Source organism: Collinsella sp. AF23-2 (assembly GCF_003459245.1).
In the GTDB taxonomy this organism is placed as follows: domain Bacteria; phylum Actinomycetota; class Coriobacteriia; order Coriobacteriales; family Coriobacteriaceae; genus Collinsella.
The window spans coordinates 67159-91988 of record NZ_QRVG01000003.1; the positions used below are offsets into that span (position 1 = coordinate 67159).

A 24830-nucleotide genomic window follows, 5' to 3' on the forward strand; every position below is an offset into this window, starting at 1 on the left:
GACCCTAAGCGAGCAAGGTGACGTGAAATGAAAGGGCGCTGACCTTCTGGTCGCGCCCTTGAAATTGAACGTCAGATTGCCGCTTAGGGGCGTTTGCAGCGTCGAGCAGTTACGCGGTTTGGTAAAACCGCGTAACTACAGAGCCTCGAGTGCGTTGGCGATGCGCTTCATGGCGGCATCGGCGGATGCTTGGTCGGGCGCCTCGGCCAGCACGCGGATAACCGACTCGGTTCCGCTCTTGCGTACGAGCACGCGGCCCTCGCCTGCCAGCGCAGCCTCGGCCTCGGCGATGGCGTTCTGCACGCCCATGTTCTCGAGCGCGGCGTCCTTGTCCGCCACGCGCACGGCCACCTGCGCCTGCGGTAGCAGCTTGCACGGAGCCGTGAGCTGCGAGAGCGTCTCGCGCTCGGCGCGGATCACTTCCATCACGCGCAGCGAGGTCATAATGCCGTCGCCCGTGCGCTCGATATCGCCAAAGATCGTATGGCCCGTCTGCTCGCCGCCCAGGCTGTAACCGCCCTCGCGCATCTTGGCATACACGTGGCGGTCGCCCACACCGCTGGTCACGGCACTTAGGCCGGCAAGCTCCAACGACTTGATCAGGCCAAAGTTGCTGGCAATCGTCGGAACCACGGTACCGCCCGAAAGGCGACCGTGCTTGTTCAGGTACACGCCGCACACGTACAGGATCTGGTCGCCATCGACCACGCGGCCGCGCTCGTCCACGGCCAGGCAGCGGTCGGCATCGCCGTCATAGGCAAAGCCCACGTCCAAGCCCTGCTCCACCACGTGGCGCTGCAGACGCTCCATATGCGTGGAGCCGCAGTCGACGTTGATGTTAAAACCATCAGGCGCGGCATTGATCACGCGCACGTCGGCGCCCAGCGCGTCGAACACCGGCTTGGCCACCGAGGACGCCGAGCCGTTGGCGCAGTCGATGCCGATCTTGACGCCCTGCAGCGAAAAGTTCGCGCTGGCGATGAGCGAGGCAATGTAGCGGTTGCGGCCCTGCATGTAGTCCACCGTGGCGCCGATGTGGTTGCCCGTGGCCAGCGGCACCTCGCTCTTGCCATCGACGTAGTCCTCGATGAGCTCCAGTACGTCCTCGTCCATCTTAAAACCGTCGCTATTGACGAGCTTAATGCCGTTATCGCAAAACGGGTTGTGGCTCGCGCTGATCATGATGCCGCAATCGAAGCAGCCTTCCACGGTCTGATGCGCTACACCCGGTGTGGGGATCACGTGCAGCATATAGGCGTCCGCACCGCTCGCGACCAGGCCACTCACCAGCGCCGCCTCGAACATATAACTCGAGCGACGCGTGTCCTTACCCACGATGACGCGCGCCTTGCGCTCGCGGTTGGCGCCGTAATACCAGCCCACAAAACGGCCAATCTTATAAGCGTGCTCTACCGTCAGCCCAACGTTAGCCTCACCGCGAAAGCCGTCGGTGCCAAAGTACTTCATGCGCTCTCCTTACAAAATAGGGGCGAACAGATTGCCTGTCCGCCCCAAAATGGTACTCGATTATCTGCGCTACCAGAAAAACCCTACGCCGACGCGCTGTCGCGAGCCGCCTGGCATGTAGGAGTCTGACGCAGCGTAAGCGGCTTGTCCCCCGCCTCGGCTGACGTGGTCAGCGTATATGTGATCGTCGTCGTCTCGCCAGCATGCAGGTCAACGGTGCCCGAATAGAAGGGGATTCCATGCCACGTAGCGGCGCCAAGACCAAACTGGGTGCCCTCGACGGTCAGATCAGTAATGTTGCCGCCCGTCGGGGCAAACAACGAGACATTCAGACGCTCGTCGTCGCGCGCGGCATCGGGCGCGCTCGCCGCGACGTAGTCGGGCAGCTTGCCGGCCTCCTCCTGCGTCATGATGTTCGTCAGGGTAACGGTGATGCGATACGAGCATGTGCCGTCACCGTTCTTGATGCCCTGGCCAATCTGCGTATCGGCATTCAGGTACCAGTCGAGCTTGGAGAAGCTCAGGTTGTTAAAGTAGACACCAGCAACGGGATCTTCACTCGGGTCATCCGGATCGGGCAGCGAGGCGTCGATGTTCATCTCCTTGATAGCGTTCTGCTCGTCATCGTTTTTCATCCACGCGATCAGGCGGCCCTCTTCGGCACCGCGCTCAACGGCGCTGACAAGCTTCGTAACATCGACATCGCCGATACCGCCAAGGATCTTGTCGAAGGCAGCGCTGGCGACGGATGCAAAGATGCCGTCCGACTCCTCGACCGGATAGTTCCAGTACACATCGTGCATGAGGACCTTTGCGGCGTTGGTGCCGTCGACAACCGTTCCGTCGGGCAGCGACACGTTACCGACCAGGCCCAGCAGATACTGCAGGAACACCGGGTCGATACCCACGACGCCGTCAACGTCCTGGCCATATTGAGATTTCCACAGGGCTGCGACACGCTGCGAGTTGCGGGGCCAATCAGGCGAATAGGTATTGCCCGAGTTGTACAGGTTACTGTGGTTGCCGAACAGCGCCTCATCCTCTTCGTCGACGCTCTCGACTGCCTCATCCTCGCTGAGTCCAATGCGGGGAACAAACTCGCCGATCGACATCTGGCCGTCGGTGACCGAAATCAGGCCCTGCGAACCGCCAAAGCCGCCGCAGGCACGAATCTCGACGTTGTTCATGGCGTACATAAGGTAGTTGCGCGTCTGGCCGTTGGCGCCGAGCATCTGGGGAAGGACGGGGGCGACCTTCTCCGCCGCGTCAACCGCGCCGTTGAGGGTGGCAAAGCCGTCCTTGGCCTTATCGACCAGCTCGGTCACCTGGGAAATATGAGTATCGCCAATGCCCTGGATCTTTTCGTTGGCGCTCTTGAACACCTTCGAGCTGTTGGAAAGCGAATCGGCGACCGCCTGCAGCGCGGACACGTTAATCATGCCATCCTGGAACAGCTTGCCGGGCGTTGCCCGCGAGAGGTTGTCGGCCATGGGAATCAGCGCGCCGCTAGAGACATCGGACAGGGCGTCGATCATGGTGCGGGCAGCATTGATGTCGCTGCCATACACCGGGATAAACGAAGCCGCCGTCCACAGCGGGCTCGAGGTCTCCGCCTTCATGCTGTCGCAGAGCTCATCAATCTTCTTCGCGTCGTCAGGCAGCGTCGAAAAATCGCCCGACGTGACCTTGTCCTTAAGGCCACCGACGATCTCGACAGCCTCCTTCGCTTCGCTCTTTACGGTCTTTGCCGAGTTAAGCAGCATAAAGCCGCTTGCGCCAAGCGCAACGAGAAGCACCGCGACTACAGCGGCAATAATGGCGCCAGTGTGACGCTTTTTGCGCTCGCCCTTGCGATGGCGATGACGGACCAGACCGTCAGAGGTCGAACTCGACGAAGCGTCGCTACCGTAGTTCAAGCCAAAATCGTAATAATCTTCCTTGGAACCCGAGCCCGCAAACTCGGCACCGCTATCATCCAGGCGGGCGAACGTGCCAGTCTCGGAGGCGCCGGTGTAAATCGTGCCAAGGTTACCCGTAAGCCCCGCGCCACCGGCAGAGGGAGTATTGTTGGCGGCCTTGCCGGCATTAACGTTGCCGGCGGTATTCGCGGCGTTGGCAGCACCTGCGTTGTTCGCAGGTATCGAAGGGGCCCCGCTCGGCTGCGACGTGGAGGTTGCACCGCCCGCAAAGACATTCCCTCTTGCACGGCCGGTCTTTTTTGCCTTTTGAGACTGCTCGTACAGAGCGGTAAACATCGCCGTCTCGCCCGGGGACACGCGCTTACCGGAACCGCCCTGCCCAGCGCCGCCCGGCGTGCCGGCCTTACCAGCCCCGTTCGGACGCGGCGGAACTGCAGGACGGCCGCTATCGCTGCCCTTAAAGTGATTACCAGCCATAAAGAAATCCTCGCAATTGAGTCGCAATGAAAAAGTCCATAACGTTACTAGTTTATGGCATTTTGAGCATCGACAGCTAAACTCCAGACACGGACATCAATTGGCGAAAATGTGGCACAACGCCTTTTCCGTCTTGGCGGCGGCGCCAGCTACACCGTGAGGAACATCATCACGATGATCATGGCAAAGCCGATAAGGTCGGTCGGCAAAAACACCGTGCCCAGCATAACGGCGCTGGTGATGGTCGCCGAAACCGGCTCCACAGTTCCGATGAGGCTCGCACGCACCGAGCCGATGTCCTTAACGCCCTGCATATAGAGCATGTAAGCAAAAAACGAGCCGATAACCACGAATACCGCGAGCGCCTCGACGCCGGCAGCGTCGAGTGCCGGCATATGCGCCCAAGGCTGCACGAAGACGCACGAGACCACGCCCGCCGTGAGCATTGCCGAGCCCGTGACGATGGGGCTGCCGTATTCGGGCAGGATCTTGGCGGGAATCACCGCCATACACGTGGCGCTGACCGCACACATAAGGCCTGCGACCAGGCCAAGCGGCGATATGCTCAGACTGGTAGGGTCGCCGCCGGTAGCGATTAAAAAGGTGCCGCCCAGGGCCAACCCAATGCCAACGGCCTCACGCACGCGAGGCATGCGATGGTCGATCACGCAGGTGTAGCCCATAATGATGACCAGTTGCAGGCATTGGAGCACCGTCGCGGTTCCGGCATTGGTCAGGCGCACGGCCGAAAGATAACAAAACTGGTTGAACAGCAGACCAAAGGCGGTAAAGAGCAGCAGCTGCTTGCGATCGGCGGGTGTGGTCCAGAGCTTAATCAGGCGCTCGCGGTCGCGCGTAACAACCACGGCCATAAAGAGTAGACCGGCGAGAATCTGACGCACGCTCATAAGCCACAAGGTGTCGACGTGGTAGGTATCGAACAGAAAGCTCGCGCTGGTGCCCGAGAAGCCCCAAAACGAACCGCCCACCAGCGTAGCCAAGACGCCCGTGATCATCTTGCGCGTCGAAGCGCTGTTCAGGCGCTCGCGCCAAGCGCGGCGGGTGCTACGGCTGAGCTCATCGGTGCCCTCGGGCACATCAATGTTCGATATATCGGTCATCGGCACCGAAGCCCCTGCGCCTTCGACCTGCTCGACACGCTCTTTGCTCATTCCATTCCCTCGAAGCAGCCTGGAAACAATTCGGCTTACCTTACCACGGCGAAGGCACCAGCTGGAGGCTTGTCCGCTTATCGGTAGGACAATTCCGCAGACGTCTTTCCATAGCTCGATACCGCAATGGCCTTGCATTATGCGACAGTCAAATCGCGGCAGCAGGCTCTTTTGAAATGGATATGACAAAGCCCCCGAATTCCACAATGTAAGCGATTTTTAAAAATGTTCTTGCCACCGAGTTCAGGCTCCGTTATATTATCCCTTGCGCGCTTGCGCACCCTTGATCGGGCGTTTAGCTCAGGGGGAGAGCGCTTCCCTGACACGGAAGAGGTCAGAAGTTCAAATCTTCTAACGCCCACCAAATGTTCGCAGCTCAGAGGCTATGTCCTCTGGGCTGTTTTGTTTTTTGTCGCTAAATCCGCTGGCAGTTCCAACCGTCATCGCAACGTAACAACAATTCACCTGACGAATGGCAGCCAAATATATTCAATACCCCAACATCAACAATAGCCAGGCACAAAACTGCGCCGCAAGCTGCTCCAACCGCCCAACTGGTCAAAAGCCGACCATCTACTTGCCAATTTATCTAACGGCGTAACCAAGCAGTCCGCGCCGCAACTTCTCAACAAAACGCCGCGATGTCTGCGCCCTGCGGTATCCTTGAGCCACTCGCACCTGCAGCACCAAGGAGCCGCCATGCGCACCGAGCTCGATGTCCCCTTTTCGCACAAAGAAGAAGCCAAGGCGCTGGGCGCCAAATGGGACCGGACCAAGAAGATCTGGTATGTACCCAGCGGCGTCAACCCCGAGCCCTTTGCCGAGTGGCTGCCCGGTGTTGACCGATCCGACCCCTCAGCGCCGTATATATATCTAGTACTGGGCAAGCGCGAGTGCTGGAAGTGTCACAAAGAGACCTCGGTCGCGGCCTTCGGCATTCCCTATCGAATCGATGACGACAAGGGCATCGCCATCGCGCACGCGCCCAACGAAGCCGGGCACATTACCATCGACACGGCCAATGCCAACGCGCTCGCCATTGTTCCCGCTCTTGGCTGCGTGCCGGGCGAGATCCGCGACTATCTTTCTAAGCGCTGCGGCTACAAGCCCGTAGGCGCGCGAGCCTCCAAAGCCCCGTCGCTCGGCAACACGTGCACCAGTTGCGACGCGCTGCAAGGCAGCCGCTATCTGTTCGAGGAGCCCTCGTCCCCGTTTGCCCTCACTGCCATCAACAAACTGCCGGCACTGGAGTTTGTGCGCGTCGAAGTTGCCGGCGTCTTCGGCGTCCCGGCCACACGCACCGACTTTGACCAGGCGCTCTTTACCTGGGCACGCGACCATCACGCCAAGTTCCACAAGCAGCTCGGTGAGGGGATTTATTTATAGGGACAGAGATGCCTTCACAGCCAGCTCCTCCGCATCACCTATCCCTCGTCGCCGGCGTCGTACACGATATCGAGGCCACAAACAGGGCATTTCTCCTGATACACCGGCATATGAACGCCTGTCCGTTTTCTCACTTCGTCGCTAAGTCTGTCGCACGCATCGATGAACCGAATGTCGAGGCACGGTATTTGCGAGCCGCAGCAAGGACAGGCGACGACAAACGACCCGCAATCAACTTCTACGCTCGGAAACATTTTGTTGTCTATAAGGGCGCACGGCAGTTTTCCGTACTTCCCCATCGCAATATCGCCTCGCCAGCTCACGTTCGCTCCCCTCTCGCTATACAAATCAGGAAGAGCATGCACCGGCAGGCGTGTGCGAGATTGCATCGCCACGCGATCCGATCAAACAGCACGATCGTAAAAGACCGCCAAAGCCAAATTTCATCGTCGGTCGCACCCTGTCCGGCAAACTCAATATCGACGGGTATGTGCTTCAGATAACTCATGTCGGGCGCAAAACGAGGGTCCGGTCCGCCTTTATGAACAGGACCGTGCAGAACAAACCATCCGTTTTCGGGCTCGAACCGCTCAACAAACGCAAGGCCGAGCACCTTATAGCCCACCTCGGTTGCAAATATGACTCCGACTGGGACGTCACATTCCATGCAGTTGAGCATTTTACGGTTGTAATTCTGGTCTCGAAAACCAACGGTACCCGACGCTTGAACCGAGTACTTAATGACCCACGTACCATCGTCCAAATAGAGCGGAGGCACATTGTTGATGCTCTCGGTTTGCCGCTGGCGCGCTTGTACCCCGCTACCCCACTCCCCTGTATACTGATGTAGCACGTGTTTCATCCGGGCTTGTTGGACCGGGTCGTTCATGGGAGGGTCTTATGGCTGCTTCGAATCCGCCTAAGGGGAGCGTTTCTTCTTCGTCCATCAAGCCGGTTACGCGCAAGGCCGTGCGTTGCCAGCGCGAGGTCGCTTGGCTTGTCACGCAGGCGGCGGGCAGGCTTGTGGCGAGCACGGAGGACGCCAATGCTCCCACACCGAGCTTTGTGCTGGCAGCGGCGCTTGATCGAGTACGCCAGCTGGAATTCGCCGCGCAAGAAGACGGCAGCCACCTTGACTACCAGAACGCCATGGCGCCCGACCTGCAAACGTTCTGCCACATGGCCAAGTTGCCCGCCGCGCCCAATGCGCTTTCGGACGCAGGCTACATGTTTACGCTTTCGGGCGCGGACCTTATCCGCGACATCTACGCATACTGCAGCGAGCTCGCCGAGCGCAGCGTCTTTGGCACGGCAGAAATCAAACCGGGATATGTCATCAAGCTGGTTCTTAGGCTGTTCTTGATGGACGGGTTCGGGGCCATGCCGGCGTAAGCCGAGTCTTTAGCATCACCGTCGACTGGGCAACAACCGCTTTACCTTAGTGGGCGCCAATCGAGGGTCGATTATTGGGTCGCCTCGTCCACTAACGCATTTATTCCACGCGCTCTGACAGTCTATATTTGCGGTTGCGGCTTGTCGACGGCGCCGTCGGCTCAAGCTCACCCTGCTCAATGAGCGCATTGACGCGTGCCCTAACCTGGGAAACCGTGAGTCCCGTGCGCTCCGCCAGTTCGCGCGTCCCCAATTCGCCGTAGCGCTTGAGTGCCGTCATAATCAAGTCCCCGCCATGATCGACCGGCTCGATCTTTGGACGGTAAAGTACGACCTTGAACCGATCGAACCCCGGGCAGAACAGGGGCTCGGCCAGACCATGCGCGCGCATGGCATCGATCATCATCGGGATGCCCGAGCCATTGCCCTCAGCCGGCGAACCTGCGCCATCCGGCAGCGGGACAATCGACATGAGTTTCACGAGCGTCGCGTTACGGCATCGGGAGCTGCCGTCAAACAAGTTCTCGCGAGTCTTTCCCCCGTAAAGGCCGCCAGGATTCGTCACCTCGACACGATCGTCAAAGACGTCGACGGCAATCGATTGTCCACAGAACCGATCCCCGTATTCTCGATGGATTACGGCGTTGGCGATTGCCTCGCGCAGAACCTCCTCGGGAATCTCCAGCGAGTCGACACGCGAGACGCCTTGGACGGTCGAGGTTCGCCGCAAATTCTTGGCGACAGCTGCGACGGCATCCGAAATCATCTCGCCTAGGGTGCCCTCGCAGACTGTGCGGTCCATAAACCTTAGTGGCCCCGCAGCTCCCTTTTGAGTTCCCACGTGGACAGCCACATCAATGAAGAGCTTGGGATAGAACTGCTGAGGGTAAACGCCCGCGGCAAGGAGGCCGGCCTTGGTAACATTGCCCTGGAAGTCGAGGAAATTCAGACGCTCCATCTTTGTCTTCTTGTCCGCCGCACCGCGCATCGCTCGAGGCGTCAGCGAATAGGCACGCTCTATCGTGCGGTCGACCATCGACTCGTCGAGATCGCCCACACTCGTACCGGGCACCGCATCGCGATCGCTAGGACTCGTCCGTTCATATGACGACAGTGCCAAAACCTCGGTCGACGAAAGCGGAACATCTTTGTCATCGATGCGTTTGTAGCTGCCACCTTGAGCGCCCCGCTCTATGACATAGCAAGGCTTGCTCGACGGGTCGAGCTCCTCAATCGTGATGACCAGAACCACGGTGCCCTGGAGCTCCACGCGCTCAATGGTGTATTTGGGCGGATTGGCCAGCTTTCCACGACCGCCGGCATCGCCCATGCCCGCCACGAATTGGTTGAGCACTTTCTCGGTCTCAAAGTTTGTAACTGGGACAAAACCCGCGTGCTCGCTCACTCCGAGTACGATGATGCCGCCGGCGGTGTTTGCGAAAGCGCTGACCGTTTCCCATACGTCGCGGGAAAGTGTCGTGGCGCTCTCCTTGACCTCGACGTTAAGATCGTCCGAGCCCATGCGCCTTAAAGACTCGAGCAGACCGGTCAGTTCGTTTTCGTTCATCTGCACGTCCTTTCGCTCGGTTCTGCGAAGAATGCCGCGGATAGATTTCCCTCGTCTCTCAGTTATCTCTCGTAATTATCTCTCATCTTTCTGTTATCTCTCATATTAGAGATGAGTGAGAGATGAAAGATAAGATGTCTGTCATCTGTTTCATTTAAACATATTTTCGCTGGTAAAACAATCTATATTGAAACAATACCATGGTTGCCTGTCTCTTTGCAGCATTGTTATCTCTCATATTTATCTCTCATTTTTCTGTTATCTCTCGTATTAGTGATGAATGAGAGATGAGAGATACGTGAGTGATGCATGGGCCTGGACTATTGGACGGTCGGAAAATCCCTCAAACAAAAAACGGGGCCGGCCTTACGCCGAGCCCCGTTTTCAAACGGTCAGTTAGTTATCCAACGCGCGAGCATAGCAGTCAACATTACGCCGCCGCGAACACTCCCAAGCCCGTTCCGATGATGCAGATTGCGAAGATGCCCAAGATGATCCAAATGGTCTTGACGCCCTTTTTATAGAGGGCAACGCAAGCGAACGTTGCCAGCAAGGGCAGCAGACCGGGGAAGATCGAATCGAACAGATCCTGCAGGACAATCTCCGAACCACCCACGTCAAAGGTCAAAGCCGTGGACAGCGAGACCTGTGCCGCAATCATGGCGCCGATAACGGTCATTCCGAGAACACCGGCAGCATGCGTCATGCGAGACATAAGGTTGCTTTCTTCGGACTGCTGCAAAAACTTGGTTCCCAAGTCGTAACCCAGATGGGCGGCGACGATACGCGTTGCAAAGTTAATCACGGAGTAGATGAGCGCGTACACGATGGGGCCGAGCGGGTTGCCCGTCGAAGCGATGCCAATACCAATGCCGGCGGCAACCACGCGGAACGTACCCCAGTAGAACGAATCGCCGATGCCGGAAAGCGGTCCCATGAGGCCGACCTTCATAGCGTTAATCGAGGACGTGTCGAAGTTCTTATCGGCAGCCGCCTGCTCTTCCATCGAAACCGTTAGACCGGCTACAAACGGAAGCACATGAGGCGTGATGTTAAAGAACTCGGTATGGCGATCAAGCGCCGCATAGTAATCGTCGTCGTTGGGATAGATCTTTCGCAGAGGCTTCTGAATGGTGTACATGAAGCCCATTGCCATCATCTTGTCGTACGACTGCGAGCACTGGCTCGTAAACTGGCGAAGGAACATGCTCCGATACATATCGGGAGTCATAATCGCGTCCTTCTTGGCCTCTTTGAGGTCGGTGTTCTGGATAGCCATTAGAAGTCCTCCTCTTCATCTGCAGCAACCGTCTGCGGACCGGACGAGCCCTCGCGGAAGGCCAGGAGCAGCGCGACGCAAATGGCAGCTGCGGCGACGCCGACCACGTCCATCTTGAGGTAGATGACCATAATGAAGCCCAGGAACAGCCAGGGGAGGAGCTTGTTATCGCCCATGGTCCTGATAAGAAGAGCGAAGCCGATGCAGACCATGACGCCGGACGCAACGTTGAGGCCGTCCATCACAAACTGCGGAATCGCGTTGAGCGCATTGTTGATAAGGTCGGCACCAAAGAACAGTGAGCCAAACACCAGCAGTGCAGACGGAATGCCAATCGACAGCGGCACGATAGTCAGATGGTACAGATTCGCCTTGGCAAGATCGCGATTTGCCAGAGCGGTCTCAATCTTCTTGCAGGCAAAGGCACCCGGAACGGCGTAGCAGAAGTTGCGCCACACCTGAAGGAAGACGGAGACGGGAAGGGCGAGCGCGACGGCAGTTGCCGTGCCCGTACCCGTAATGACGGCAAACGCGCAGCCAAGCACGCCGGAGGCATAGACCTCGGGAGGAACCGCCGCGCCGACCATGATGGCGCCCATGAACATGGACTCCAAAGCAGCGCCGACGATAACGCCCTGCTGGACATCGCCAAGGATCAAGCCGACAAACAGGCTCGTAAACAGCGGACGACCAAGCATCGTAATGCCAAATAATTGCTCGTCCATGGACGCAATAAATGCGACCAGTGCAACTAGAAGATACTGGACAACCATTTCGATCAACCCCAGAAACAAGTCTGCAGGCGAGGCATTCTGCGCAGCTCGCCTGCAGACAACCGCAGCAATTTGAGAGGATTAGTAGTTCATCTGGTGATAGTAACGACGCGTGGTGAGCGGGTGGTTACGGACGTGCTCGAGATGGCAGCTCAGACGCTCGGTGATGGTGTAGGTGACCATCGGGGAGACGATCTTGCGGAACTCGGGGTCGCTGAACGGCAGCTCGACCTCGGCGGTGTCAAACTTGTTCACGCGGACGTTGACGCCCTTCTCGTCGGCGAGCATGTGAGTGAAGTTGTCCACGCGGTCCATGAGCTTACGGGTGTCGTCCTCGCCGTAGAGCATGATGAGGCTCGTGCCCTCCTCGCACAGCTCGATGGTGCCGTGGAAGAACTCGGCGGCGTGGATGGACTTGGTCTTGATCCACTGCATCTCCTCGAGGATGCACATGGCGTAGTCGTAGGCCTCACCCCAGAGCATGCCGGAGCCAATCACCATGTGGTAATCGGTGTCCTTGAAGTCCTCGGCCATGGCGGCGCAGCGCTCGTCCTGAGCGTCCTTGGCCTTGATGAGGTACGGAGCGATGTTGCCGAACTCCTCCATGAAGGTGTCGTACTTGGGGAAGGCGCCGGCGTTCTTGAGGAAGCGGGCGACCAGCGTGATCTGGTAGGTGTAGATGGCCTCGCACAGAACGTCGTCCTCGGCGAAGCTGAAGAACTTGTAATCGGCGTACTCGGTGGCCGGGGTGTTGTCGTTGGAGACATACATCAGCGTGCGGGCGCCCTGCTCCTGGCAGAACTTGGCAGCCTCAATGATCTCGGGGGTGGTGCCGGTACGGGTGGAGAAGACGCAGACAGAATCCTTGTTGAAGGTCTTGGGCGGGCAGGCGAGGAACTCTGCGGCGATCTCGCAGTGGACATCGACGTCGGCCGTGGTGGTCTCGACCCAATACTTCATCGGGAGCGTGTGGGCCCAGGTGCCGCCGCAGCCGATGAAGAAGATGTTGGAATAACCCTGCTCGCAGACCTCGTCCACGGCAGCCTCAATCTGAGGACGGAGAGCGAGGGCATCGCTCACAACCTTCTCGTAACGAGGCTCATCGAAATTGAACATCCCTTACTCCTAACTCACTTGGATGAACCCTTCATTCATCCCATGACGTTATAATACTTTATATAACTAACTATGCAAGAACTATTTCAGATTTTTTTGATTTTTCTTTAATAAAAAGCCCGCCGATCAAATGATCGACGGGCATAGGCATAGAGCATTGGTTCAATAAATGCCGAGCATCAACGTGTTTCCGGCTAGAAAACGTCCTTGGCAAACACCTTAGCGTCATTGGGGACCTGACGGATTTCGATGGCCACGCCATCGCCCAGGAGCTCTTGGATATGCTCGGCATCTTTCTCGGTCGCAAAGATCGCAGGGGTCGGATGAAGCGTGGTCTCAGGGGTCTTTCGGGTTCCGCCCAGATTGATCTCTTTGATGTCTTTGCAACCCTTAGCGAGACGATAGACATCTTCAATCGTCTCAGTGATGATAAACAGCGAATACTTGTCGGTAACGCCGCTGTTGAGCGCCTCGATAGCAGCGTCAACATCCTTGATGACGAGTTTAACGCCGTTGGGGCGGGCGAGCCTCAAGGCCGCCTTCCTCATGTCGTCTTTTGCCACAGCATCGCTGGCAAGCAAGATGCAATCTACATCCAAAGCGTGAGTCCAGGACATGGCAACTTGGCCGTGAATCAGTCGGTAATCAACTCTCGTAAGCTTAATCATCGTTATCATCTCCGCACGTGATAAAGGGAATGACAGGTGTGGCCCCTAGCTAGGGCTCGAACCAGAACTAACTAGAACTCTTCTTCCTCGGCGCCGGCAAGCATGTCCGCCGCCTCGCAAAGCTGAATAAACGAACGCGATCCCTCGACCGCGGCTTTGGCCTTGTCCGCATCCAGGGAGTCCAGCTGTGTAACCATTTCCACCAGCAGCGGCAAGTTCATTCCAGCGATTAACGTAAACGATCCGTCGGTCTGCCTCTGAATGAATTCGTTGTTTACAGAGCCGCCAAAGATGTCAGTCACGACAAACCAAGAGTCGGCAGGGTCCCTCGTCTCCATCCATGCATCAATCAACGCCGCGACGTCCCTTGAATCGTCATCGACATAGGCGCACAGGCACTCGATTCGGTCGTTGGTGCCCATCAGAATCTCCAGAGAGCTTTTCATGCCTTGGGCGAGATAACCATGACTCGCTAGCAATATCTTATTCATAGTTCTCCAATACCAATAGGACGTACTATATTGTCATAACAAAGTATATTAGCAATCTACCCTACTTGGTGTGTCTATTTTCCAAATCCGCGAACGGTAACAATTGGTCGGTAAATCGACCAATCTATCGCTAATTTACAAATAGAACTTCAGTCGCTCGGTGCAGTACACCTGACGGGAGATGAAAAGCGGCTCGCCACTTGGGGCATAACGTCTATCGACAAACAGAAGCAGCGAAGAGTCCAGCTCCACGTTAAGGTATGCCGCCTCGAGCTCGCTCGCATAGCAGACCTCGAGCGTACGCGTGTTGGGACCCATCTTGATCCCCTGGCGATCGAGTACCGCCATCAGCGAATCATCGAGGGACTCATGCTCCAAAAAAGAAAGCGCAGCGGAATAGCTATTGGTTTCCAGCATCGTGGGCTTGCCATCCACAAGGCGTAGACGACGACTACGCAATACCTTTTGGGTATCGTCTACGCCCAGGAACTTCGCGTCTCGCAGGCTTGGGAAGTCCCAGCCCATTTCGAGAACCCTGGTAGACGCCTGTTTGCCCGCAAGCTGGCACGAATGGGTAAAGCTCTCACGGTCGTCCGCGGCATACATCTGCGTGTCCGACGAAACAAACGTGCCCTTGCCACGGGCCCTCTCAACAAGCCCAGCATCTTCCATTTCTTTAATTGCGGAGCGAACCGTTATTCGGCTCACGCCAAATTGCTCGATAAGCTCCGCCTCGGTCGGGAGCTTATCTCCCGGGCGGTACGTGCCGTTGGCGATCGAATCAGAAAGCGCACGAACAATCTGTTTGTACAGGGGGATAACGCTATTTGCTTCAACCATATCAACCATACCTTTACAAGAAATCAGCAGCTTATAGATAAATGGCTTATATTGTATTAGAACTTTTTAGCACTCCACGCCATTTCCTATAATGTTTTAGCAAACGAGGGGCTATTTTGCGTAAGCGGTGTAGAGTCCATCCATTTCCGCATACAACTTCAATCTGATGGCGGTATATGCATCCGATAAGCCGATTGATTTTTATCTTCTACCTGTCTCACATTCATCCCTCGTCGTAGAGATGAATGTGAGGTGAGAGATACGTAGTTGACGCACGAGCGTGGTTATTTGGACGGTTTCTAGGCTTTTGGCGGCCGATTTCGTCCGAAAATCCACTGCTATTTGGCGGGCGTCCGAATTTCCACGCTCGTGTGTCCGAAAATCCACGCTCGTGCGGCAGATTGGTCGAAGGCCCCATATGGGTATACTCTCGGGGATTCGACTCGATTCGCCCCCGCTGGGGCGTCAAAGGAGACTGCATATGCCCACCACCTCAACCGACCCGCGCGCCGCAGCCGCCGCGCTGCTGGCACCCGGCACCACCTGCCACGGCTTTGCCGTCGAGCGTTGCGAGACCGTGCCCGAGCTCGACTCGGACGCCTACGTGCTGCGCCACACCGCCTCGGGCGCTCGCCTGCTGTACCTGGCGTGCGACGACGAAAACAAAGCCTTTGCCATTGGCTTTAAGACGCCGCCGGCCGACTCCACCGGCGTGTTCCATATTCTTGAGCACTCGGTGCTGTGCGGATCGGCTAAGTTTCCCGTCAAGGAGCCGTTTGTCGACCTGATCAAGAGCTCCATGCAGACGTTCCTCAACGCCATGACCTACCCCGACAAGACCATCTACCCCGTTGCCACCACCAACGAGCAAGATCTGTACAACCTGATGGACGTGTACCTGGACGCGGTGTTCAACCCGGCCATCTATACCAAACCCACCATTTTTGAGCAGGAGGGCTGGCACTACGAGTTGGACCTGCCGGAGGGCGCCGAGGGCGAGGGCGATGGCAGCGCCGCGAGCCTGCACGAGGGCACGCTGCGCTATAACGGCGTGGTGTTCAACGAGATGAAGGGTGCGCTGTCCGACCCCATGAGCGTGCTGGACGACGCCGTCAACGCCGCGCTCTATCCCGACACCGCCTATGCGCATGAGAGCGGCGGCGATCCGCGCGCGATTCCCACGCTCACCTACGAGCAGTTCCTGGACACGCACGCGCGCCACTACAATCCTTCCAACTCCTACATCACGCTCTACGGCGACCTGGACGTGGACCGCGCGTTGGCCTTTTTGGACGAGCGCTATCTGTCGCAGCCGAGTGCCGCGAGCTGCCGCATGGACGCAGCCGTTGCCGCCGGCGAGGACCCGTCCATGCTGGCGCCCAATCCGCTGGTCGTGCAGGCACCCGTGACCTGCGAGTACAAGCGCGTCGAGATGGCCACCACGCCCGAGAACGCCCTGGTGGGCCTGGGCCTGGTGCTAGGCAGTGCGCTCGACCGCAAGCGCACGATCGCGGCGGATATCTTGTTCGAGGCGTTGCTGGGCTCCAACGAGGCCCCGGTTAAGAAGGCAATTCTGGCGGCGGGCCTGGGCGGCAACGTGGTGAGCTACACCGCGGCCGAGTGCCTGCAGCCCTACGAGCTCATCATGCTGCAAAACGCGCAGCCCGGCGTGGCGCGCGAGCTGCGCCGCGTGTTCCAGGACGCCTGCCGCGACCTGTGCGAGCATGGCGTTCCGCGCGAGCGCCTGGAGGCCATCATCAGCAGCAACGAGTACGACCTGCGCCAGCGCGACTACGGTATCGCCGACGGCGTGGCCATTGCGTGCGACGCGCTGAGCACCTGGCTCTACGATGACGACGCCGCGACGCTGGCGCTCAAGTACGGCCCGGTGTACGAGGAGCTGCGTGGCGAGCTGGACGGCAGCTACTTTGAGGACCTGCTGCGCGAACTCGTACTGCAAAACGACCACATGGCGCTGGTCGAGCTGGTTCCGGTAGACGCTGCCGAGGGTGCGGAGGGCGCCGAGGCTGCCGAGCTGGCTACCAGGCGCGACGCCATGACCGATGCCGAGCTGGCCGATGTGGTCGAGCGCACGGCCGCGCTGCGTGCCGCGCAGGAGGCCGAGGACACGCCCGAGGACAAGGCCACGCTGCCGCGCCTGCGTGTATCCGACATTGGCGAGGCGCGCCCCGAGCCGCCGCTGGTCGTGGACACGACCGCGCCCATCCCCTGCCTGCGCCACGACATCCCCACCAACCGTCTGGCCTACGCCATGCAGTACTTCGACCTGAGCTGCGTCGCGTTTGAGGACCTGCCCTATGTGACGCTGCTCGGCCGCTTGCTCAAGCAGCTACCCACGCGCGAGCATTCGGCCGAGGAACTCGACAACCTGCTTGCCGGCAAGCTGGGCTTTTTGAGCTTTACGACCGAGGTCATGACCCAGCCCGACGTGGACGGCGTGCGCCCCTACCTGTTGGTGAGCGCCGGCGCCCTGTCCGAGAAGATCGACGCGCTGGCGAGCCTGCCGCGCGAGGTGTGGTCGAGCACGCTTTTGCTCGATGCCGACGCCGACCGTGTGCGCGACGTGCTCACGCAGATTCGCATTGGGCTTGAGCAGGGCTTTATCAACAACGGTCACTCGGCGGCGCTCGGTCGTGCGATGAGCTACAGCTCGTCTTCGGCCGTGGTGCGCGAGCAGCTTTCGGGCGTGGATTTCTATCTGTTCCTGCGCGATCTGCTCGACCACTTTGACGAGCGACTGGATGACCTGCGTGCCAAGCTTGCCGAGCTGGCAGGCCGCATCTTTGTGGCCGACGGCTGCCTGGCGAGCTTTACCGGCAGCGATGAGGACTTTGACGCGTACTGGGATGCCGCGGGCGACCTGGGGCTTGGCGCAGGCGACGGCGCCGATGCCGGCCGCAACGCGCTCGTGGTGCCGACGCCGCGCGACCGTCACGAGGCTTTCGTCATCCCCAGCGACATTTGCTTTGCGGCAAGCGCGTGCGACCCGCGTCGCTTGGGGCTCGACGTGACGGGCGCCTGGGCGGTTGCCGCCAACGCGCTCTCCTACGACTACCTGTGGAACGAGATCCGTGTGAAGGGCGGCGCATACGGTTGCGGATTCCGCGCGGCTGGCGAGCGTCAAACGGCGTTCTACACCTACCGCGACCCGGCGATCGATCCCTCGATTGAGCGCGTGGCGCGCGCAGGCGAATGGCTCGGCAGCTTTGAGCCCGACGAGGCCGCCTTTGAGGGCTTTATCGTGAGCTGCGTGAGCGGCATGGACGCGCCGGTGAAGCCCTACGCGCTCACCAAGCGCCGCAACACGACCTACCTGGCCGGACTCGATCCCAACGCGCGCGAAAAGCGCCGCGCCCAGATGCTCGCCGCCACGCCCGATGAGCTGCGCTCGCTCGGCGCCGACGTGACGCGTATCGCAGCCGAGTCGCCGACCTGCGTCTTTGGCGGCCGTGACGTCATCGCCAAGAGCAACGCCAACTTCAACGTAGTCGACCTGCTCGCTTAACGCACAAAGGTAGATTTTTAGGACATGCCTAAAAATCTACCTTTTTTCTGCGGCTTAGACGGGGCGGCGCAGCCCACTGCGGCGGTTTGTCTCAATCTGTAACATCTAGACGGCAATATCGGCTCCAGATGTTACAGATCGAGACGTTCCCGAACGGCACCAGCTCTTTGTCTCGATCTGTAACAGCTAGGCCCATTTATGCCGAGTTACTGTTACAGATCGAGACAAACCGCCGCAGACACCCGCCCTTCAGCAAAAACCACCCAAAGGTGTCTGTCCCCTTTGGGTGGTTTGCGAGTGGGCTGTTACTTGATGAACGGGTTCAGCCTTGCCGCCAGCGGATCGAGCTTGTACATGGTTGCAAAGCACTCACGACCATAATCGGAGTCATTGTTCCAGCTACCCTGGTCGACGTCGTACTCTGCATCCAGACGAATCCACTCCTCTGGCTTGTTCTTCTCGTGCTTGCTGCAGAAGTAGCGCTGGTACTCGACCTCGTGCTCAAACTCAAACTCGGCATCCGAACCGCGGCCGGCATACTCGTCGACCGACGTCAGGTTGCCGTGGTCGTCATAGTAAAACTCCGCATAGCCGCCGCGCTCGGAATCGATCCTGTCGAGCTTTCCGTCGCTGTACGAATAATCCACCGCGGCATACGAGTTCAGCGAGCCGTAATCGTTGCCGTGCGAGTCGTAGGCCACAGGCGAGATACTCGATATGTTGCCGTCCTTGTCATACTCGTAGCCAGCGGTGATCGTCCACCTGGTGCCCACGGTGTCGCCCTGACAGTCCAGCGTAAAGGACGTCACGCGATCCTTGTCGTATCCGTACGAATACACGACCGTCCGAGGATTGCCCGGGCTGGTATCGGTGTCGGTCACCATGTTGCCGTCCTGGTAGACATATGTGCTCGCACTCTCGCCGTAACCCGCATGGGTCGTCTTGTTGATCAGGTTTCCGTCCGCGTCGTAGGTAAACGTCGTGGTGCTCGACGAATCGCTAATGTCGGCATCGCAGTCGATGCGCGTGACGTTACCGTCAGCGTCGTACGTAAACGTGTTGACGTTCTCGTAACCGCCCGCCAGATCTTCCTCAATCTCAGAGATACGATGCAACTCATCGTGCTCGACGCTGTAGCTTACGCCGCCACCTTGCTTGACGGCAGACGTGAAGCCCGTGACGTAACCGTTCTCGTCACGCTCGATCTCGTAGATATCGCCGTACGCATCGCTTTTATCGGTGCCTTCATAGGACATCGGCAGCCACAGCTCGTCAAGCTGTGTGTCCTTAATGCCGGTAATCTTCGTATCCTGCGGCAGCGCCAACGTGGCGAGCTTCTTTTTGCCCGAAAAATCGATGCTTTTAAGGTTTTCGGCATTTTTGAGGTCGAGCTTCTCGATGTTGTCGCAACCGTCCAGATTGGCGACGGTGACATTACTCGCCGAGTTAAGCTCGACGGTCTTAAGGTCGCCGCAGCCCGAAAGATCCAGGTTGACGAGTTTGTCCCCGCCATTTTCCACACTGGTAACGTTGGGGAACACCTTGCCCAGGCCCTGCGTCGACGTGATGCCGTCCAGCTCGACCGACGTCACCGCCTTGGCCTCGTCGCGTGAGATGCGGCCGTCACCGTTAGTGTCGTACTTGGTCGAGACAAGCGCACGCATGCCGCTATCCGGGAAGGTTTTCTCATCGATTGGGGTGGTCGCGATCTGGGTGAAGTAGAACAGCGCTCCTCCGCCGACACCCGCCGCCACGGCAAGCACCGCGGCAAGGGCGATGAGGGGCTTCTTGGAACGCTTGCGCCGCGCGGGCTGCTGCACGGGCACGTATTGCTGGGGAGCGGGCGCGGCAGGCTGGGGTTGCTGCGTGGCCGCGACCTGGTCGGGTGCTACGGGCGCGCCGCAGACGGGGCAAAAGAGGGCGTCGTCGACAAGCGGCGTGCCACACGAGCGACAAAACATGGCGGGCTCCTTTCGGTTCATTCCTTCCACCCTGAAGGTAAACCCAAAAATGCAGCCCTTGTTGCGCAACATTCAGCCCAAACCACCGCAAAGGGACGCAGTTCACAGGTGTCTTTGTGTTAGTTCGAACACTTGTTCTATACGTACACATGTTCTATAGTAAGGGTGCTTGCATCGGACTTAAATTGCAACTAGGATATAGTTGCAGAATGTGAGGCGGGATGACTCGGACCGATAAACTCATCGCCCAACTGCTTAGCTGCCCTTCGACGTATCGGTATACCGATTTTTTAAAAGTCATGGCTTCATATGGCTTTGAAATGGACAACAAAGGCAAGACATCCGGATCGCGCGTTCGCTTTTACAGGCCATCAGATGGCAGGATGTTCGTAATGCACGCGCCACATCCATCTGACGAATTGACAGCGGGGACCATTCGAAACATCGTTCGATTTCTGCAGGATGTCGGAGGTAGTCATGAGTAACGTTTTGGCATACAAGGGTTATTTCGCCCCAGTCGAGTTCAATGCCGAACAGCATGTGCTAACAGGTATGGTCACCGGCATTAGGGACGCAATCGTATTTGAAGGCTCCACGGCTGAAGAAGTGGAGCAATGCTTCCACGACGCCGTCGACGATTACCTTGAGTTTTGCGCCGAAAAGGGCAAGGAACCCGAGCGGGCTTTTAAAGGCTCGTTCAACGTAAGAACGGGCTCCGAGCTCCACAAGCAAGCGGCGCTGGCAGCGGCAAAGAAAGGTGAGTCACTCAATCAGTTTGTGACTGAAGCAATCGCTGCGGCGTTGTAGCGTTTACGCAAACGTCAAAAGCACCACAAAGGGGACAGGCCCCTTTGTGGTGCTTTTGACGTTTGCCCAGATAAAACCTGCCAAATAAACCTGTACCTTTTTGGTAGGTTTGCCTGAGGAGGCCGGGATGGATAAAACCGAGTTGCGGCGGACGGTGATTGCCCGACGCAATGCTCTTGATTTGGATGTTCGAGCGGCGAAGTCTGCTGTTGTATGCGCGCGGCTTGTTGAGCTGATGGATCGCTTGGGTGCCGCGGCACCGCACACCGTTGCCGTCTATGCCGCGATGGGTTCCGAGGTCGACCCAGCCGCGTTTGCCGCTGCGGCCGCCAAACGCGACTGGCGCGTGGCCTATCCGTGCATGTTCTCGGCAAGCGACCCCGCCGCACGCGGCCAACGCATGTGCATGCGGGCAGTTGCTGCCGGCGACGCGGACGCGGCCCCGTTTATCGGCCACCCTACGCGGGCCTTCGCGGCCACGGACATCGACAGCGACCGCTTCCCCATCGTGCCTGCCGAAGCACTCGACATGATTGTTGTGCCGCTCGTGGCCTTCGATCAAACCGGCGCGCGCCTGGGCTACGGCGGCGGCTGCTACGACCGCTACCTGCCCATACTCTCGCCCGCATGCCAAATCATCGGCATCGCCTTTGACGAGCAGCGTGTCGACCACGTTCCCACCGACGCCCACGACCTGCCGCTACCCCATATCATCAGCGCCTAACCGCCGGCGCACCTCCCAACAGGCCTAGTGCTCCTCGCCGGCGCGAGCCAGGTCGTAGGGCGTGGTCTGGTAGACGTAGTAGTTGAGCCAGTTGGTGTAGAGCAGCTGAGCCTGGCTGCGCCAGACGTTGCGCGGCTCGGCGGTGGGGTCGTCGTTCGGGAAGTAATGCGCCGGCACCTGGGGGTTGAGACCGCGCTTCACGTCGCGCTCGTACTCCAGGCGCAACGTGTCGGTATCGTACTCGGGGTGGCCAAAGACAAAGAAGCGGCGGCTGTCGGTCGACTTGACAATATACAGGCCCACCTCGTCGGACACGGCCACGACCTCAAGCTGCGGCTCGGCCTCCACGTCCTCGCGGCGCACATCGGTGTTGCGCGAATGCACGGCATAGAAACGGTCGTCAAAGCCGCGGACCAGCGGGCTTTGCGGCTTCACCAGATAATGCTCGAACACGCCGCTCGCCTTTGCCGGCAGATCGTACTTCTGGATACCGTAATGATGGTACAGACCGGCCTGCGCGCCCCAACAAATGTGCAGCGTAGAGTGCACGTGCGTGGTGGACCAATCCATGATCTGGCAGAGCTCGGGCCAGTAGTCGACCTCCTCGAACGGCATCTGCTCCACGGGCGCGCCCGTGATAATCAGGCCGTCGTAGTGGATGTCGCGGATGTCGTCGAACGTGCGGTAGAACGTCTCCAGGTGGCCGGCGCTCACGTGCGTGGCCTCGTGCGTTTTGGTGCGCAGCAGGTCCACCTCCACCTGCAGCGGCGTGTTGGAGAGCTTGCGCATGATCTGCGTCTCGGTGGCGATCTTGGTGGGCATGAGGTTGAGGATGAGCACGCGCAGCGGACGGATGTCCTGGTGCAGCGCGCGGTACTCGGTCATGACAAAGATGTTCTCGCTCTCGAGCTGCGCGGCGGCAGGGAGGGCGTCGGGGATGCGAATGGGCATGGATGCTCCTTACGAGTCAGTTGCAGCTATGGTACAACGACCGGCCCCATCCGCGCGAGCACATCGCCCAGCGATGCCGTCAGCGGCCCAAATCACTCCAAAAGTAGAGATTACGGCATGTCCCAAAATCTGTGGCGCTTTAGCCTAGCAAAGTGGCAACAGGACGCTACAATGGTTCGACGCGAAAAACTCGGCCGAAAGGATACATATATGTACCAGACGCGTAAGATCGGGGTGGTCGGCCAGGGCCACGTAGGAGCACATGTCGCCAACAGCCTGCTCATGCAGGGCATTGCCGATGAGCTGTACCTATGCGATATCAACGAGGCCAAGGTGACGTCCGAGGTCCAGGACCTGCGCGACTCCCTTTCGTTTGTCCCGTACAACACCAAGATCGTCAACTGCTACGACCACTACGAGGAGCTGGCCTGCTGCGACGTCATCGTCAACGCCGCCGGCAAGGTCGCGCTGGCCGCCAGCAACCGCGACGGCGAGCTGTTCTTTACCACCGACGCCGCCCGCACCTTTGCCAAGCGCATCGTCGACGCCGGCTTTGACGGCATCTTCGTGAGCATCTCCAACCCCTGCGACGTCGTGTGCACCGAGCTGTGGCACCTGACCGGCTACGATCCCAAGAAGATCATCGGCTCGGGCTGCGGCCTGGACTCCGCCCGCCTGCGCACCGAGATCTCCAAGAAGGTCGGCGTGAGCCCCAAGTCCATCGACGCCTACATGATTGGCGAGCATGGCTTTAGCCAACTGGCCGCCTTTAAGGCCGCGACCATCGCCGGCAAGAGCCTCAACGAGCTTCAGGCCGAGAACCCCGACAAGTACGCCTTTGACCACATGGAGGTCGAGGAGCTCGCGCGCAAGGGCGGCTACGTAACCTACCAGGGCAAACAGTGCACCGAGTACGCCGTCGCCAACTCCGCCGCGCGCGTCTGCGCTGCCGTTCTGCACAACGAGCACGCCGTGCTTTCCGCCTCCACGCTCATGACCGGCCAGTATGGCGAGGAGGGCATCTTCACGTCCCTGCCGTGCGTGATCGGCGCCGAGGGCGTCGAGGAGGTCTACACGCTCGACCTTTCCGAGTACGAGCTCGAGGGCTTCCACAAGAGCTGCCAGCACATCCGCGACAACATCGCCCAGCTCGACTGGTGGGACACCGAGGCCTACGACGCAAAGTAGGCCGCTGGCTACCGCAACCTTGCGAATCTAAGCGCGATACTAAGCGGGCCGCGCCGGAAATCCCCGGCGCGGCCCACTTTTTTGACTCACGCAGCGCCCTTGCGAATCGAAGGTGAATGGTTTTCCCGTTACTTAGTACTGCTCGATGCCCATGTAGCGACGAATCTCGGGGCTGTGGTCGAACACCTTACCGCGGGCTGCGCGCAGCTCGCAGCTCATCGCGTAGAAGAAGATTGGCTCCAGGTACGAACGCACGCTGGCAGGCACGTCGCCCACGCCGTACTCGAGTGCGTCGAGCACCATGATCGTGTCGGTGTGCGTGTTGAGGAACGCCAGCGCGCGCTCCTCCATGGGGCGACACTCGCCCGATCCGAGCTGCACAAAGTAGAACACGCCGGGCTCGGTAGCCTCGAACGGGCCGTGGAAGTACTCGCCGGAGTGGATGTAGCAGCAGTGCTGCCACTGCATCTCCATGAGCGAGCAGATGGCCATGGCATAGGTCTGGCTAAAGTTGGGGCCGGAGCCCAGGATATAGAAGAACTTGTGCTGCTGGCAGAGCTCGGCAAAGCGATCGCCCAGCTCGGCGTTGACTTTCTCGCGGGCGGCGGGCAGCAGCGCGTCCATCTGCTTAAGGCCGGCATACATGTCGGCGAGCGCCTCGTAGCCCTCCTGCTGGTCGAGCAGCTCGGCAGCCATTAGCACGCCAATGCCCTGCGGGACCTCGGCCTGCGACTCGCCCTTGCCCCACGGATAGACCCAGGTGGTCCACTTGCCGTTGTCGATCTTGGAGCCCGCGTAGTCGGTCATAGTCACGACCTCGGCGCCGGCGGCGAGCGCCATCTCGCAGGCATCGACAACCTCCTGCGTATTGCCGCTGTGGCTGCAGGCGACGACGAGCGACTTCGGCCCCAGGCTCTTGGGCGCCATCAGGCAAAACTCGCGTGCCGTGTAGACCGTCGAGGCAAACGTGGTGGCCTCGCGCTTGAGCAGCTCGTTAGCCGGCATCAGGTCGATCATCGAACCGCCGCAGGCGATCCAAAAGACGTTCTCGATCTTACCCTTGCGCTCGATAATTTCCTGAATCAGATCGTGTGCGTTCACGGTGACGCTCCTCCTTGTGTGGCGG

21 protein-coding genes and 1 tRNA gene are annotated in these 24830 nt (G+C 59.1%); 8 read left to right on the forward strand and 14 right to left on the reverse strand.

All coding sequences use genetic code 11. From position 1 onward, the window contains the following. Positions 1 to 135: 135 nt before the first annotated feature. The 3 genes from glmM to DWY03_RS02565 all read right to left on the reverse strand — a co-directional run bounded on the left by glmM (position 136) and on the right by DWY03_RS02565 (position 5035). The gene (glmM, locus tag DWY03_RS02555) at positions 136 to 1467 is read right to left on the reverse strand and encodes a phosphoglucosamine mutase (RefSeq protein ID WP_117637400.1); all 1332 of its coding nucleotides are present in this window, start codon (positions 1465 to 1467) and stop codon (positions 136 to 138) included. Between the two features lie 83 nt (positions 1468 to 1550). Continuing rightward, a complete protein-coding gene (locus DWY03_RS02560; protein WP_117839822.1) occupies positions 1551 to 3863 on the reverse strand; it encodes a DUF4012 domain-containing protein in 2313 nt (770 codons plus the stop codon). 149 nt (positions 3864 to 4012) lie between these two features. After that, positions 4013 to 5035: a DMT family transporter gene (locus DWY03_RS02565; protein WP_172674587.1), complete on the reverse strand. Its 1023-nt coding sequence runs from the start codon at positions 5033 to 5035 to the stop codon at positions 4013 to 4015. Between the two features lie 289 nt (positions 5036 to 5324). On the opposite strand from DWY03_RS02565, the gene DWY03_RS02570 reads away from it, so the two are divergent. Then, positions 5325 to 5399 (forward strand) — tRNA-Val (locus DWY03_RS02570). Between the two features lie 335 nt (positions 5400 to 5734). Then, positions 5735 to 6421 (forward strand): DUF5710 domain-containing protein, encoded by a 687-nt coding sequence (locus DWY03_RS02575; protein ID WP_117839823.1) that lies wholly within the window; start codon positions 5735 to 5737, stop codon positions 6419 to 6421. A 319-nt stretch (positions 6422 to 6740) separates the two neighbouring features. Here DWY03_RS02575 and DWY03_RS02585 read toward each other — a convergent pair whose 3' ends face one another. Further along, on the reverse strand, positions 6741 to 7310 hold the full coding sequence (locus tag DWY03_RS02585) for a hypothetical protein (protein WP_117839824.1): 570 nt from the start codon (positions 7308 to 7310) through the stop codon (positions 6741 to 6743). An 11-nt stretch (positions 7311 to 7321) separates the two neighbouring features. On the opposite strand from DWY03_RS02585, the gene DWY03_RS02590 reads away from it, so the two are divergent. Next, entirely contained in the window at positions 7322 to 7813 is a 492-nt protein-coding gene (locus DWY03_RS02590) for a hypothetical protein (protein WP_117839825.1), read from the forward strand. Positions 7814 to 7913: 100 nt separating this feature from the next. On the opposite strand, the gene DWY03_RS02595 is transcribed toward DWY03_RS02590, so the two are convergent. The 7 genes from DWY03_RS02595 to DWY03_RS02625 all read right to left on the reverse strand — a co-directional run bounded on the left by DWY03_RS02595 (position 7914) and on the right by DWY03_RS02625 (position 14547). Beyond that, complete coding sequence (locus DWY03_RS02595; protein ID WP_117839826.1) at positions 7914 to 9380, reverse strand: ATP-binding protein; 1467 nt, start codon at positions 9378 to 9380, stop codon at positions 7914 to 7916. Positions 9381 to 9810: 430 nt separating this feature from the next. Then, complete coding sequence (locus tag DWY03_RS02600) at positions 9811 to 10659, reverse strand: PTS system mannose/fructose/sorbose family transporter subunit IID (RefSeq protein ID WP_192924133.1); 849 nt, start codon at positions 10657 to 10659, stop codon at positions 9811 to 9813. Further along, complete coding sequence (locus DWY03_RS02605) at positions 10659 to 11432, reverse strand: PTS sugar transporter subunit IIC (protein WP_117563725.1); 774 nt, start codon at positions 11430 to 11432, stop codon at positions 10659 to 10661. Before DWY03_RS02605 ends, DWY03_RS02600 begins: the two co-directional genes overlap by 1 nt. An 81-nt stretch (positions 11433 to 11513) precedes the next feature. Then, positions 11514 to 12548: an SIS domain-containing protein gene (locus tag DWY03_RS02610; protein WP_117640663.1), complete on the reverse strand. Its 1035-nt coding sequence runs from the start codon at positions 12546 to 12548 to the stop codon at positions 11514 to 11516. 194 nt (positions 12549 to 12742) lie between these two features. Beyond that, positions 12743 to 13216, reverse strand: coding sequence for a PTS sugar transporter subunit IIB (locus tag DWY03_RS02615; RefSeq protein WP_117634363.1), 474 nt, complete (start codon positions 13214 to 13216; stop codon positions 12743 to 12745). Positions 13217 to 13287: 71 nt separating this feature from the next. Further along, on the reverse strand, positions 13288 to 13707 hold the full coding sequence (locus tag DWY03_RS02620; protein WP_117629024.1) for a PTS sugar transporter subunit IIA: 420 nt from the start codon (positions 13705 to 13707) through the stop codon (positions 13288 to 13290). A 135-nt stretch (positions 13708 to 13842) separates the two neighbouring features. Next, positions 13843 to 14547: a GntR family transcriptional regulator gene (locus DWY03_RS02625; RefSeq protein WP_117563729.1), complete on the reverse strand. Its 705-nt coding sequence runs from the start codon at positions 14545 to 14547 to the stop codon at positions 13843 to 13845. A 481-nt stretch (positions 14548 to 15028) separates the two neighbouring features. On the opposite strand from DWY03_RS02625, the gene DWY03_RS02630 reads away from it, so the two are divergent. Beyond that, positions 15029 to 18073, forward strand: a complete 3045-nt coding sequence (locus tag DWY03_RS02630; protein ID WP_117839827.1) for an insulinase family protein — start codon at positions 15029 to 15031, stop codon at positions 18071 to 18073. A 305-nt stretch (positions 18074 to 18378) separates the two neighbouring features. Here DWY03_RS02630 and DWY03_RS02635 read toward each other — a convergent pair whose 3' ends face one another. Next, the gene (locus DWY03_RS02635; protein WP_158558605.1) at positions 18379 to 20034 is read right to left on the reverse strand and encodes a zinc ribbon domain-containing protein; all 1656 of its coding nucleotides are present in this window, start codon (positions 20032 to 20034) and stop codon (positions 18379 to 18381) included. A 221-nt stretch (positions 20035 to 20255) separates the two neighbouring features. Between DWY03_RS02635 and DWY03_RS10330 the strand changes: the two genes are divergently transcribed. From DWY03_RS10330 to DWY03_RS02650, 3 genes are all read left to right on the forward strand, one after another. Beyond that, the gene (locus DWY03_RS10330) at positions 20256 to 20519 is read left to right on the forward strand and encodes a type II toxin-antitoxin system HicA family toxin (protein ID WP_117839829.1); all 264 of its coding nucleotides are present in this window, start codon (positions 20256 to 20258) and stop codon (positions 20517 to 20519) included. Then, entirely contained in the window at positions 20512 to 20841 is a 330-nt protein-coding gene (locus DWY03_RS02645) for a type II toxin-antitoxin system HicB family antitoxin (protein WP_117839830.1), read from the forward strand. Before DWY03_RS10330 ends, DWY03_RS02645 begins: the two co-directional genes overlap by 8 nt. A 127-nt stretch (positions 20842 to 20968) precedes the next feature. Next, complete coding sequence (locus DWY03_RS02650; protein ID WP_117786756.1) at positions 20969 to 21565, forward strand: 5-formyltetrahydrofolate cyclo-ligase; 597 nt, start codon at positions 20969 to 20971, stop codon at positions 21563 to 21565. Between the two features lie 24 nt (positions 21566 to 21589). Here DWY03_RS02650 and metA read toward each other — a convergent pair whose 3' ends face one another. Next, the gene (metA, locus tag DWY03_RS02655) at positions 21590 to 22516 is read right to left on the reverse strand and encodes a homoserine O-succinyltransferase (protein ID WP_055250586.1); all 927 of its coding nucleotides are present in this window, start codon (positions 22514 to 22516) and stop codon (positions 21590 to 21592) included. Between the two features lie 210 nt (positions 22517 to 22726). Between metA and DWY03_RS02660 the strand changes: the two genes are divergently transcribed. After that, on the forward strand, positions 22727 to 23704 hold the full coding sequence (locus DWY03_RS02660) for an L-lactate dehydrogenase (protein ID WP_117786755.1): 978 nt from the start codon (positions 22727 to 22729) through the stop codon (positions 23702 to 23704). Between the two features lie 132 nt (positions 23705 to 23836). Here the strand turns inward: DWY03_RS02660 and DWY03_RS02665 are convergent, their stop codons facing one another. Further along, positions 23837 to 24805 carry an SIS domain-containing protein gene (locus tag DWY03_RS02665; RefSeq protein ID WP_117839831.1) on the reverse strand — a complete coding sequence of 323 codons (969 nt, stop codon included), beginning with the start codon at positions 24803 to 24805 and terminating at the stop codon, positions 23837 to 23839. Between the last annotated feature and the right edge of the window lie 25 nt (positions 24806 to 24830).